The sequence below is a fragment of the Arthrobacter alpinus genome, from assembly GCF_900105965.1.
In the GTDB taxonomy this organism is placed as follows: Bacteria; Actinomycetota; Actinomycetes; order Actinomycetales; family Micrococcaceae; genus Specibacter; species Specibacter alpinus.
The window spans coordinates 2575299-2587665 of sequence record NZ_FNTV01000001.1; the positions used below are offsets into that span (position 1 = coordinate 2575299).

9 protein-coding genes are annotated in these 12367 nt (G+C 62.2%); 7 read left to right on the top strand and 2 right to left on the bottom strand.

Annotated elements, in window-relative coordinates; all coding sequences use genetic code 11:
• Nucleotides 1-42: 42 nt before the first annotated feature.
• Nucleotides 43-348: a hypothetical protein gene (locus BLV41_RS11760; RefSeq protein WP_074711767.1), complete on the bottom strand. Its 306-nt coding sequence runs from the start codon at nucleotides 346-348 to the stop codon at nucleotides 43-45.
• Between the two features lie 238 nt (nucleotides 349-586).
• Between BLV41_RS11760 and BLV41_RS11765 the strand changes: the two genes are divergently transcribed.
• The 3 genes from BLV41_RS11765 to BLV41_RS11775 all read left to right on the top strand — a co-directional run bounded on the left by BLV41_RS11765 (nucleotide 587) and on the right by BLV41_RS11775 (nucleotide 5244).
• A complete protein-coding gene (locus tag BLV41_RS11765) occupies nucleotides 587-2476 on the top strand; it encodes an ABC transporter ATP-binding protein (protein ID WP_074711768.1) in 1890 nt (629 codons plus the stop codon).
• Nucleotides 2473-4374, top strand: coding sequence for an ABC transporter ATP-binding protein (locus BLV41_RS11770; RefSeq protein ID WP_083360746.1), 1902 nt, complete (start codon nucleotides 2473-2475; stop codon nucleotides 4372-4374). Before BLV41_RS11765 ends, BLV41_RS11770 begins: the two co-directional genes overlap by 4 nt.
• A gap of 78 nt (nucleotides 4375-4452) precedes the next feature.
• Nucleotides 4453-5244 (top strand): isocitrate lyase/PEP mutase family protein, encoded by a 792-nt coding sequence (locus BLV41_RS11775; RefSeq protein ID WP_074711769.1) that lies wholly within the window; start codon nucleotides 4453-4455, stop codon nucleotides 5242-5244.
• On the opposite strand, the gene BLV41_RS11780 is transcribed toward BLV41_RS11775, so the two are convergent.
• A complete protein-coding gene (locus tag BLV41_RS11780) occupies nucleotides 5228-6709 on the bottom strand; it encodes a reverse transcriptase family protein (RefSeq protein ID WP_170835462.1) in 1482 nt (493 codons plus the stop codon). The two genes, BLV41_RS11775 and BLV41_RS11780, sit on opposite strands and share 17 nt — an antisense overlap.
• Before the next feature lie 273 nt (nucleotides 6710-6982).
• Between BLV41_RS11780 and BLV41_RS11785 the strand changes: the two genes are divergently transcribed.
• The 4 genes from BLV41_RS11785 (at nucleotide 6983) to BLV41_RS11800 (ending at nucleotide 12314) form a co-directional block, all read left to right on the top strand.
• Nucleotides 6983-8428 carry an MFS transporter gene (locus BLV41_RS11785; RefSeq protein WP_074711770.1) on the top strand — a complete coding sequence of 482 codons (1446 nt, stop codon included), beginning with the start codon at nucleotides 6983-6985 and terminating at the stop codon, nucleotides 8426-8428.
• 138 nt (nucleotides 8429-8566) lie between these two features.
• The gene (locus BLV41_RS11790) at nucleotides 8567-9460 is read left to right on the top strand and encodes a septum formation family protein (RefSeq protein WP_083360748.1); all 894 of its coding nucleotides are present in this window, start codon (nucleotides 8567-8569) and stop codon (nucleotides 9458-9460) included.
• Nucleotides 9457-11115, top strand: a complete 1659-nt coding sequence (wsfD, locus tag BLV41_RS11795; RefSeq protein ID WP_074711772.1) for a glycan biosynthesis hexose transferase WsfD — start codon at nucleotides 9457-9459, stop codon at nucleotides 11113-11115. Before BLV41_RS11790 ends, wsfD begins: the two co-directional genes overlap by 4 nt.
• Nucleotides 11116-11234: 119 nt before the next feature.
• A complete protein-coding gene (locus BLV41_RS11800) occupies nucleotides 11235-12314 on the top strand; it encodes an App1 family protein phosphatidate phosphatase (RefSeq protein WP_074711773.1) in 1080 nt (359 codons plus the stop codon).
• Nucleotides 12315-12367 lie beyond the last annotated feature (53 nt).

Sequence of the window (12367 nt, forward strand, 5' to 3'; positions counted from 1 at the left end):
AGTCACACTGGCCTGCGGCCCCGCATCCCACTATTGGCACCCTCAATCATCCAGATGCGGCAGGCAGGAGCACCTGACCTGGAAAATGGGTACCCCCGTGGGTTCCGCACCGTGGCCGGTGGCCACAAAGTATCCGTGGTCCAGCATGTACACGGGATACTGCGGCGACAAGGCGAGGTTGTACTTGCTGGGATAAACCCACGCGCCGTCAATTTCATAGGCCGGCAACGCGTAGGTGTCTTGGCGGTTGTGGACGGTGGGATAAAGGTGGTTGTCAATCCAGAGATAACTGGCCAAGCCGTAGAGATGGTTGTCATTGTTCACGGTGGGAAAGATAACTGCGCGCATGATTGGCCCCTGGTGCTCCTTGGATTGACACGGCCAGAGGGAGCACAGAGCCACTCCAAGCGACTTCCCCATGCACCGATCCAGCCAACTTAGGTGAGCCTAGCCTAACAACTCATGAAGCTCCAAGACATGTGAAGCATAAAGTAACCAACGGGTCCGGCCGTCAGCATCTGCCGCACAGGAGTAGGGTTGGAAAATCATTGGCTTTTACGCACCACGGGGGCACGCACACAAGCGCATGGCAAACAAAAATAACAGCACACTGTTCCAAACTTTGAGCCGTCTGGCCCCGCAGCTTCGGCCCATAATGTGGCCCCTGATCTGGGGCTTCCTCTCGGCCCTCGCGGCCAGCGCCGTAGCCTTGGCCGTGCCTCAGGTGTATCGCTCCCTCGTTAACAAAGCCTTGCTCCCGGGGACCGGAACACAGGCGCTGTGGGTCGGGGCCGGCGTCGTACTGGTCTTGGGATTGCTTGAGGCCGCGCTGATCTCCTTGCGCCGACAGTTTGTGATTGTCCCGGTCACCACGGTGGAAACCCGCATGCGGACCTCGTTCTACCGCCACCTGCAAAACCTCGCCGTGGAATTCCACGACCGCTGGGGCTCGGGACAACTACTCAGCCGCGCCATGAGCGATCTGAACTTCATGCGCCGCTGGATGGCCTTTGGCGCCATCATGTTGGTGGTGACGGCGTTGACAGTGGTGATCGGGGTGGTCCTGATGTTCTCCATGAGTTGGGAGCTTGGCCTGATTTTCCTGGCCGCCGCCGTCCCCATTTCCATCTTCGGTTTCCGCTTCAGGCGATCCTACGGGCGTGTCAGCCGCAAGAGCCAGGACCAGGCCGGGGACCTCGCCACTACGGTGGAGGAGTCCGTCCACGGCATCCGCGTGCTCAAAGCTTTTGGCCGCGGACAGGAGGCACTGGATGCGTTTGCCGGGCAGGCTCAAGAGTTGCAGGCCACCGAGATCCACAAGGCGAAATCCCTGGCCGTGTTCTCTCTGGTTGTCACCCTCCTGCCCGAGCTGGCCCTGGGTTCCGGCCTGGTGGTGGGTATTTTGCTTGTCTCCAACGGAAGGCTCGACGTCGGTGCCTTGGTTGCGTTTTTCGCAACAGCCGCAGTTGTGGCTGGCCCCGTGGAATCGATGGGCCCGCTGCTGGCCATGACCTTTGCAGCCAAGACAGCCCTGGACCGGCACTTTGAGGTTATCGACGCCGTCACCACGATCGAGGACCCGGCCGTCCCTGTTGAGCTTGCGGCGGTGCGTGGTGACTTGGAATTCCGCGGTGTCCACTTCCGTTTCCCTGACACCCCGTCCGGGACGCCGGATTTGCTCAATGGGATCGACCTGACGCTGCACGCCGGCGAAACCATGGCCCTTGTTGGCGTCACGGGCAGTGGCAAGAGCGCCCTGTTGAACCTGGTGCCGCGCTTGTTTGATGTCAGCTCCGGCGCCGTGCTGTTGGACGGCACCGACATCCGTCTGCTGCGCCTGGCGGAACTGCGCCGTCATGTTTCTGTCGCATTTGAGGACACCACCTTGTTCTCGCACTCGGTGCGCGAGAACGTGTTGTTGGGTGCACCGGAGCAATCCGGTGAGTCGTCCCATCTCAGCGGCGACGAGGCGCTGGAACGGGCTTTGGAGGTGGCGCAGGCAGGATTTGCCCACACCTTGGGCAACGGCGTGGACACCTTGATTGGCGAGGAGGGGTTGAGCTTGTCCGGCGGGCAGCGCCAGCGCGTCGCACTGGCGCGCGCCATCGCGGCCCGCCCCGCCGTGTTGGTCCTTGATGACCCGCTCTCCGCCTTGGATGTCAACACCGAAGAGCGCGTCATGGACAGGCTGCGTGTAGAACTCGCCGGGACCACCACCTTGATCGTGGCCCACCGCCCCTCCACCGTGGCCATGGCCGATCGTGTGGCGCTGCTGCAAGATGGCCGCATCACGGCCGTGGGTACCCACTCCGAACTCCTTGCCGGCAATAGCCATTACCGCTATGTTTTGGCCAGCCTCACCGAGGAGCCCCGCGACTTGGACACCGGCGTTGACGATGACTTGGCCGATGATTTTGGTGCCGAAAGCTTGGGCACCAACCTTCCCATTCACAAACCCAAGGGAGCCGGCGCATGAGCCGCAGGGACAAGCGCACGGCAGATCCGGCGTCGAACATTCGAGGCAGGAAGAATCCCAAAAAGGCGGCGCCCCAGGGGACCGCGGATGAGGATCGCGTGGACCTGAGCCGCGCGGACAGCCGGGCTGTGCGGCGGCGTTCGGTGAGGTTGCTCGGGACTCTGCTGCGTCCGGTGCGGGTACGTTTTGCCATCACGGTGGCGCTGGTGGTTCTCTCGCAGGCGGCAAAGGTGGCCGGTCCGTTGCTGATTGCCTACGGAATCGACACCGCCCTGCCAGCACTCACGGCGAATTCCGGCGCCAATCCCCTGCCCCTCATTGTTACTGGTGGCGGCTACATTCTTGCCGCGGTGGCCTCGGCTTGGCTGACATCGGCGTACCTGACGGCCACGGCGCGGCTTAGCCAGGCCATGCTGCTGGACCTGCGCATCCAGGTCTTCCGGCACACGCAGCGGCTAAGCATGGAATTTCATGAAAGTTACACCTCGGGGCGCATTATTTCGCGGCAGACCTCAGACCTGGAGGCCCTGCGCGAACTGCTGGATTCAGGCATCTCTTCGCTGGCGTCCGGACTGGTTTTTATGGCGTTGACGGCCGTGTCCATTTTCTCGCTCGACTGGATCACCGGCTTGCTGGTGCTTGCCACGGCCGTACCCATGCTGATGCTCTCGCGCTGGTACCAAAAGCGTTCCCAGGCCGCTTACCGATCCTCGCGTGTGGTTTCGGCCGGGTTGATTGTGCACTTTGTTGAGACCATGACGGGCATCCGTGCCGTCAAGGCGTTCCGGCGAGAGGAGGCGAATGCCGCCCGTTATGAGGAACTGGCCGAGGACTACCGCCGCGTCACTGTCCGTTCCATCAACCTCAACGGCGTTTTCCAGCCCGGTTTGGTGCTCATTGGAAATGTGGCAGTGGCCGTGGTGCTGTTGGCAGGCGGCTTCCGCGTGCTCGGCGGGGCGCTGGAAGTGGGCGCCCTTCTGGCGCTGCTGCTGGCGACCAAACGCTTCTTCCAGCCCGTGGGCCAGATGGCCATGTTCTACAACTCCTTCCAGTCAGCGCAGGCCGCCTTGGAGAAAGTCTCAGGTTTGTTGGAGGAGGTGCCCACGGTTCGGCCACCGCGCCATCCTGTCCCGCTGCCAACGGCAAACGGTGAGATCCGATTCACCGGCGCCGAGTTCCATTACGGCAGCGGTCCTCTGGTGCTGCCGCGGCTGGATCTGCATATTCCCGCTGGTCAGACGGTTGCCGTGGTGGGTGCAACGGGTGCCGGAAAATCGACCCTGGCCAAGCTCATGTCGCGTTTCTATGACGTCACGGCCGGATCGTTAAAGCTCGACGGCGTGGAGTTGCGCGATCTTTCCAGCGCCGACCTTCGCCGTGCCGTTGTTATGGTGACGCAGGAGGCGTTCCTGTTCAGCGGGACGGTGGCCGAGAACATTGCGTTGGGCAACCCCGGCGCCACCCGCGAACAGATTGAGGCTGCCGCCCGCGATGTGGGAGCCGACGAATTCATCAGGGCCCTGCCCGACGGCTATGACACGGATGTCAACAAACGCGGCGGCAGGGTCTCCGCCGGACAGCGGCAGTTGATCTCCTTTGCCCGCGCCTTCCTGGCCAATCCGGCCGTGCTGATCCTGGACGAGGCCACCTCCTCACTGGACATCCCCTCCGAACGCCTGGTGCAAATCGGATTGCAGAAACTTCTGGGCGCACAAGGCGCCGCCACGGGACGGACCGCTTTGATCATTGCGCACCGGCTTTCCACGGTGGCCATGGCGGACCGCGTGTTGGTGGTTCACGAGGGCCAGATTGTGGAAGACGGCTCCCCTGCCGAGCTGATTTCCGATGGCGGCCGCTTCGCCAAGCTGCACGGTGCGTGGCAGGACTCGCTCGTTTAATGATGCTGTTCGCCTCGGCACTCGCGCCGGTAGGCTGAAACTGTCCACCTATTCGGCTGTCGCGGCAGGGGCATGACAATGGTAACTTTTCGTGAACTTCACTCCTCCGGCACACCTTTGGTGCTGCCCAATGCCTGGGATGTGGGCTCGGCCCTGGCCTTTGTGGCGGCGGGCTACCCCGCCCTCGGAACCACCAGTTTTGGCATCTCCTCCAGTGCGGGAATGCCCGACGGCGGCCGGTCAGGCAGGGCGGCAACGCTCGCCTTGGCCGCGAAGTTGTGCCGGCTGCCCGTCCACGTCACGGTCGACTTCGAGGACGGCTACAGCGACGATCCTGTTGAGGTTGCGGAGTCCGTGGCCCAGCTGGCGGCGCTGGGCGTGGCCGGAATCAACCTTGAGGACAGCCTGTCAGGGCAACTGGTGGAGCCACTGGCCATGGCCGCCAAGGTCGCAGCTGTCAAGGAGCGCAATCCTGGGATTTTCATCAACGCCCGGGTCGACAACTTTTGGTTTGCCGAGCAGGCGACGCCGGAAGCGGTTGTGGCCCGTGCCCGGATGTACGCGGATGCGGGGGCTGAGGGGATCTTTGTCCCCGGTGTTGCGGCGGCGGCGGACATCCGCAGCATTGCGGCAGGAATTGGGCTGCCGCTGAATGTTTTGGCGCACCCCTCGCTGACTGTGGCGCAGCTGGGGCAGCTGGGTGTCAGCCGGGTTAGCTCGGGCTCCCTGCCCTACCGCGCAGCGATCGATGCAGCCGTTAGTGCCGCCGATTCACTGCGTAACGGCTCCCAGACGCCGGCCGCCACGTCTTATTGGGATATGCAGGCCCGCCTCGTGGCTTTCGAGCAGGGAACTACTCCCACGCAATAAGGTGAAAGTCGCGCAGGAGTTTGGCGCCCCGGTCAGGGTTGAGCGCCGTGACCCAGGAAATTCGACCTAGGAGTTGGGCGCGGAAATCAGCGTGAGCCTCCCGGTTTTGTGACTCGGGTCCGTGCCGGAGGCAATTGTGGAGGGTGGCCTTGAGCCGGTCGAAGTCCAGACGGTTGATATTGGTGCGTTGATTGACCACCACCGAGGTCACCACCTGACGCACGGCGGCAGGACGTACCCTCGATTTGAGCTTGTTGACGCCATGCCCCTCGTTCTCAATGATGCCCGTGGCCGTCCGCATGAAGGCATCCGCTCGCCTCGCCAATTCCCTGCCACCGCTAAAGGTGAGGTCATCGGCGTATCTGGTGTATCCGGCGTCGAAGGTGTCCGCGAGTCCGGCCAGACGGGAATCCAGCTTGCGCAGGGCCAGGTTTGCCAGCACGGGTGAGGACGGTGCGCCTTGGGGAAGATGTGGTTGTGAGAGTGCCCGGCGCAGGGCAAAGCGTTGATCGGCATCACCGCCGGGCGGCATCTGGGCGAGTATTCGTGGTGGCACAACGTGGGTGCAAATACCTGTTAAGCGGTGCGCCACGGACTCCGTGAATCCAGCTTGCCGCAGGGTGCCGAAGACCCGACCGGCGGTGACCTTGGCGAAGAACGTGGTCAGATCCAGATTGACCACCACCTCCTTGCCGGTGTGGCGTGCCGCGCCGGTCACCACGCTTCGCCCTGGCACAAATCCGTGCGCAGCGTCGTGCAATTCAAGCGGATAAAGCAGCTCCGTAAGGACAGTGCGTTGAACATTGCGCAGGCGTAGACCAGGTATTTCCAGGAGGCGCGGCAGCCGGCCGGGACGCGCACGCCACACGTAGCGGTAATGCTGTAATTTTCGCGCGGCCGTCCGGTTCCAATGCTGTGGATCGGAGAACCAGTCCAACTCTCCAAGCGTGAGGTGTAGTTTGTCGGCGAGAGCGGCCAAGGTGTCGATCCGTGGCACCCTCGCCTGCCTGTTCTCACGGGCCGTGGCTGGTGCAAGGGCATAGCTGGACAAGCGGATCGGCTTGTACTGGCTCGCAGCCTTGGCAACGGCATCGACGAAGGGCTCGGACGCCAGAATCGTGGCAGTGAGCTCGCGCGGGGCATCCACCGGAGGACGGGGATAGCTCAGCAGCACGTGGGCGGCAAGCGGCCCCAGCCAACGCCGTCGCGCTCCCAAAACCTGCGCCCCTGCCACAGTCATCTCCGGCTTGGACCACTGCGGGGAGTTAAGAAAGGCCTGCGCCAAGGTCGCCGCAATGGCCGACGTCGAGGGGCGGGGTTTGCGCTTGAGGGTCGCGGATGCGGGTGTCACTTGGGTGGTCTCAGTGGTCATGGCTGCGATGGTTTCTTCGATGACCTGGCGCTCTGTCCGGGTGCCCAGCTGCGCGGAGCGCAGCGCCGCACCCGAGGTGCTTCGATCAGGCAATACTGCGTACCCCGGGGTAGCCCCGGGGAGGGAGGCGCGCCAAAAGCCGCTTCCCGCCTCATCGAAGAAACCATCGCATGGTGCCATGCTAACCGACGCCGCGGCGGTGACCTCGGAGCCACAAAGAGAACCTTGGACCTGTTGTGTTCCAGCCCGTGGACTTTGCGGTGTGCCGGGAATAGATCAACAGCAGAAGCTAATTATCAATGGTGGTACCGCAACTTCCGTGCAACACTGCGGCGGAATGAACCAGCGGTGCCTTCGAAGGAAGCAATGCGCAAAGCTAGATCCGTCACCGTCGACCAGCGGTCATGGCCCCTCATTGCCGTCTTGGCAATCACCGGCGCGTGTGCGTCCTTCATGTTCACCCTCGTGGTGCCGATTCAGGCCCAGCTTCCTGAGTTACTAAATTCCTCTAGGCAGGCAACTGCCTGGGTTGTGACCATCACCTTGCTGACCTCGGCCGTGGCCACACCCATTTCCGGCAGGTTGGGCGATCTTTTTGGCAAGCGCAAGGTCATTATTTTGCTGCTGATCGCCTTGATTGTCGGCAACATTCTGGCGGCTGCCTCCACCGGGTTGACCATGCTGCTGGTGGGCCGGGCCCTGCAGGGTCTGATGACAGGCGTCATTCCCCTGGGCATTGCCGTTCTCAGGGACCAGTTGCCCGCCAAGCGCATTGGTGGTGCCGTGGCCTTGATCAGCGGTTCGTTCGGGTTTGGGTCCGCGCTGGGGCTCCCCATCAGCGCCTTTATTGCCGAAACCATGAACTGGAACGCACTGTTCTGGACCGCCGCGGTCCTGGGGCTGGCATTGTTGGTCCTCGTGGCCCGGATCGTACCGAAGGATACGGTTTTCGCTACCGGTGGCTTTGACTACGTTGGCGCCGTTGGCCTGTCGATCGGTTTGTCCGGCATTATCGTTGCGATTGCTCAGGGCAATGCTTGGGGGTGGACCTCACCGGGCACTCTGGCTTTCGGCTGCGGCGGCATTGCTGTGCTCCTGGCGTGGGGTGCTTTTGAACTGCGCCTGAAGGATCCGGTGGTTGATCTGCGGGTGGCGGCACGTCCCACCGTCCTCATGACAAATCTGGCGTCGATAGCTCTTGGTTTCGCTTTCTTCTCTTCTGCTGTGCTGTTTCCGCAAATTCTTCAACTTCCTGTCAGCACGGAAGTTGGCCTGGGCATGTCCCTGATGGCAATCGGCTTCATCCTTGCCCCGGCCGGTTTGGTGCAGATCGCCATGGCACCGGTGGCCGCCCGGCTCAACCGCACTGTTGGCGGGCGTGCCACTTTGGTGACCAGCGCCGTAGTTATTTCCTTCGCTTACGTCTTGGCGTTGCTGGGCGCCACGGAACTTTGGCAAATCCTGGTTGCCAATGCACTGGTTGGGGCTGGGATCGGCATTGGCTATGCCTCAATGCCGATGCTGATCATGGGGGCCGTCGATTCCACCGAAACAGGTGCAGCCAATGGATTGAACTCGCTGATGCGTGCCCTGGGCACGGGTAGTGCGGCCGCCGTCATGGGCGCCATTCTCGCGGCGTCCAGCGCCGGCACTTCGGCCCCCACGGCGGCTGGCTTCCAGTTGGGGTTCGTCATAGCTCTCGGCGCCACAGTGGCCGCCGGAGTGCTTGCCTTGTTCATTCCAAAACCGCGGCCCGTACACGCAGTGGTCATCGATGTGTCGGCAGGGATGGCGGATGAGTCGCGTCGCTGAGCCCGGCGCCTTCACATGGCTCATGAAGTGACCTGAACACCGCCACGTCAGCTATCCTCTTCAGGTATGCCACGCGGAAAAGCATGACTTCCACCCGCGATTCCACTTCCCAACGAACCGCGAAGAGCCAACTTTCCCATGGACGCCTCACGCCTGCCGCACTATGCAAAGACGCCCGGCAGCCAGGCTTCTCGGGTTCTGGGCCACACCAGCCCGTGCTTGGCTCGGGAACCAAAGCTGCCGAGGAAAACACGGCGCCCCAAAGTTGTTGTTCCGCTATTGGCACTACTTGCCGTGATGGCTCTTACGGCGTGCGACCAGACGATCCAGTCCGCCCGTCAACCCGATCAAGGGCAGATGGGAAGTTGCCACGCCCTCATGTTTTCCGAAGAGTTCGACGCAACCAGTGATTCCCGCCCTGCCGTCCCCTGCACGGAACCGCACACCACCGAAACGTTCTCCACCAGCACGGTAACCGGAGCCTTGACCGAAGGAATCTGGGCCACACGGAGACCCAACCAGCAACAACTCAACGCACTCACGGATCAGCTATGCGGTGGAGATGCTGTCCGAAGTTACCTCAACGCCGGTGAACGTGATGCCTGGATTGGTCTTGACGTTCGCGCTTACTTTCCCACTCCACAGGCGTGGTCCGAGGGCGACAGAAGCGTTCGCTGTGATCTGGTCGCCAACCGGGCCAAGGGAGTCGCCGCTGCCCCGCAGCTGAACCACTCCCTACGCGGCATCATGGCCACCCCGGACGCTGCCCAGCTTCGTCAATGCTTCATGGCCGGGGCTCAGCCCGAACAACAAGATACCGTGTGCAGCGAGCCGCACACGGCCATCTCGGTCAACGCGTGGTTGAGTGTTACGACGCCGGATCCCGCACCCGAGCTTGTCCAGGACCTGTGTGAACCGTTCGTCCTCCAGTACGCCAACGACCACAATCTGCCCCTTGGCGCAGTGACTGGCCTGACGACCGGCAGCCAGGAAACATGGACTCTCAAATGTGCCATGGAGGACCACCTATGAGCTTGACTCCCCCTCCCCTGAACCGCCGCGGGACGCCATCTGTTTTCCGCCGGATTTTGACTCAGTTGAGTCCCGGCAACGTGACCCATGACGGCGCCGTCCGGTCATGGATTCCTTGGTTGGCTGGGTGCGTCAGCACGGCTTTTCTGCTGTTCCGACTCCTCGTTCCAACGACGGTTGGCATGGGAGACCAGGGCGACGGTCGGCGTCTGCTCTGCCCCTTGGGAGTCGCCAATCTCAGGCCGTGGGCTTATGGCGATTTCACCAGGTACATCTATCCACGGTGGGAGCCGCACGAGTGGTTCGGAGAGGCTTGCGGAGCCGATGGCTCCGGGGAACCGTACTACTCGTCCCAGACACTGTTGCTGTGGCCAGCCAAAGCACTGAGCGCACTTTTGGGCTGGGGCCCAGGATTGGATACCCGCGCAGTTGCCATCATGTGCTGCATTGTTTTCGGTGTCCTGACGGCATTTCTCATCACCCAGTTGCCGGGGCGGGTCGGATTCCGGCTCCTTGCCGCGGCACTGTTCACTTTGGTCAGCGCGGACGGGATCTTCGCCGACTTTTTCGTCTCAGGCTACAGCGAGCCCGCCGCTTTCCTCGGCGTGTACGCCACCGTCATTGCTTTGTTGTACTGGTGGCGGCACCCGCGCCACCGGCTGATTGGGTTGCTGTTGGTGCTCGCGGCCGCGGCATTCATGATTGCCGCAAAAACCCAGACGGCATCCTTTATCCCGGTAATTGTCCTGGCCTTGTGCTGGCAACCAGAATCGGACCGGCCCCTAAGGTTCCGCGATTCGAAGGTGCCCGGAATCGATGCGCGCGTCCGTCGCCGACGTCCCGGACGCGCAAAAGTAGGCCGCTATGCCCCTGCCTTGGCCGGGTTGCTCTTGTTGGGCACTTTCACCGCGGCGTTCTCCAACGCCCAGCCGCAACGATTTACCGAGCTGAACCTCTATAACGCTGTCTTCACTGAGATGTTGCCCCACAGCCCGGCCCCTGATGCGGATCTTCGCTGGTTGGGTTTGGACCCGTCATTCATAGACTCCAGCGGCACTACAGTTGCATCGGACAATGCCGCGGTTTACAACCCTCATTACGAGCAGTTTATTCAAAAAGTTTCCCTGTCCAAGATTGGCCTGTTTTACATCAGCCATCCCGACCGGCTCGCCTCAATGGCCAGCAGGGGGCTGGACGCCATGACCCAGCCAGAGTTGGGCTACCTGGGCTCTTACGAAGATGGGACCGGGCACGCACCCCACGAAAAAGAGCGGCGGTTTGCCCCCGTTCTCCTCATCTTTACGGCCTTCCGCGACGCGCCTGGGCTGCTGGTGGGCCTACAGCTGACCACGTTGTTCCTTGGCTTTGGTGCCGCCTTTTCTGCCCGGTCTTCACGGGCAGGACGGGCCGTAGGCAAAACCGCCGTTGTCCTCGTTCCGGCAATCTGGCTGCAATTTTGGGCTGTCATGATGACAGAGGGCCAATCGGAAACTTACAAGCACCTGATCATCGCCGACTACATGACAGCGCTCTGCCTGCCGCTGCTCTTGATCTTGATTGTCGTCCAACTTCGAAGCCAGATCCCAGCACCTGCTCTCAAGCCTGATTCCAGGAGTGAAAGCCCACCTCAGGTCTCCGCCGATGTAAAAGTCTAAGTCTCGGCTTTTTCTCGTTCCAGGGCAAGCAATTTTCCCGGCCTTTATCGTCCTCGCCAAAAACGACGCCGAGCTGTTGCTACTCGCTAGAACCTCCGGTTTCGTGGGACAGTAAAACCATGGTCACGACATCGCACAAACCCCAACTCGGCACCAGCGATCGGCAGGATCACAGGCACGTCGCCGATCCCCCGGCTCGGGCTCTTCTCAATTCGGTCATGCATGTTGCAGATGCCGTCCATGCCCTTCGCTCACGGATTGCCAGCGCAACGGGAGCCGTCCCAACCGTCGTCGCCTACCGCGGATACGGCACCACCAAGTGGGTGCGAGTCCTGGCACGCGTTGTCCTGACCGGCAAGTCCGGCGGCGCCACCAGCGGAACGGTGCGAGGTTGGCAGTCATTCACCAGCGTGCCCATCCGCTATAGCCACGTGGACGTAGAGATCGACGGCGTCACCCACTCGGTTCAGGCCGACTCGGGCGGACTCGTGGATGTTGTTTTGGAGGCCTCACTTCCGCCCGGATGGCACACGATCATCCTGCGTAGCGCTTCAGCTGCCCCGGCCCAGGCGCACATACAGATTCTCGAGCCGGAAGCCACCTTCGGGATCGTTTCCGATATTGATGACACGGTCATGGTCACGGCCCTGCCCAGGCCGCTGCTGGCGCTATGGAACACCCTTGTCCTCAGTGAGCGGGCCAGAACCCCCACTCCTGGCATGGCGGTTCTTCTTGATCGGGTCGTTGCCCAGCACCCCGGGGCTCCGGTCTTGTACCTCTCTACCGGCGCGTGGAACGTAGCCCCTGCCTTGGCACGTTTCCTGGCCAGGAATTTGTATCCCGACGGCGTTCTCCTGCTCACTGACTGGGGTCCCACAAGGCGCCACTGGTTCCGCAGTGGACGTGAACACAAGCTCGGAAACCTGAAGCGCCTGGCCCAGGAGTTCCCAGGCGTGCGGTGGCTCCTGGTGGGCGACGACGGGCAGCACGATCCGGAGATCTATGCCGAATTTGTCCGTACCCACGCCGAGCAAACGGCAGCCGTTGCTATCCGGCAGCTTTCCACCGGTGAGGCACTGCTGGCAGGCGGGCGCACTCACGAGGGCACCCTCGCCTCGGACCACAACGCCGTGCCCTGGGTGTCCGCGCCAGACGGTGCCGGCCTTGCAAAGCAATTAAAGGATCACGGCGTTCTCTGAATCAGCGAACCGGCCCCTGGAGGGTACTCCCCTGCAGCAATTCGGGTTAGGAT

Coding starts and splice junctions, on each gene's coding strand:
- BLV41_RS11760 (WP_074711767.1), bottom strand. CDS start 348: ATGCGCGCAGTTATCTTTCCCACCGTGAACAATGACAACCATCTCTAC.
- BLV41_RS11765 (WP_074711768.1), top strand. CDS start 587: ATGGCAAACAAAAATAACAGCACACTGTTCCAAACTTTGAGCCGTCTG.
- BLV41_RS11770 (WP_083360746.1), top strand. CDS start 2,473: ATGAGCCGCAGGGACAAGCGCACGGCAGATCCGGCGTCGAACATTCGA.
- BLV41_RS11775 (WP_074711769.1), top strand. CDS start 4,453: ATGGTAACTTTTCGTGAACTTCACTCCTCCGGCACACCTTTGGTGCTG.
- BLV41_RS11785 (WP_074711770.1), top strand. CDS start 6,983: ATGCGCAAAGCTAGATCCGTCACCGTCGACCAGCGGTCATGGCCCCTC.
- BLV41_RS11790 (WP_083360748.1), top strand. CDS start 8,567: ATGGACGCCTCACGCCTGCCGCACTATGCAAAGACGCCCGGCAGCCAG.
- wsfD (WP_074711772.1), top strand. CDS start 9,457: ATGAGCTTGACTCCCCCTCCCCTGAACCGCCGCGGGACGCCATCTGTT.
- BLV41_RS11800 (WP_074711773.1), top strand. CDS start 11,235: ATGGTCACGACATCGCACAAACCCCAACTCGGCACCAGCGATCGGCAG.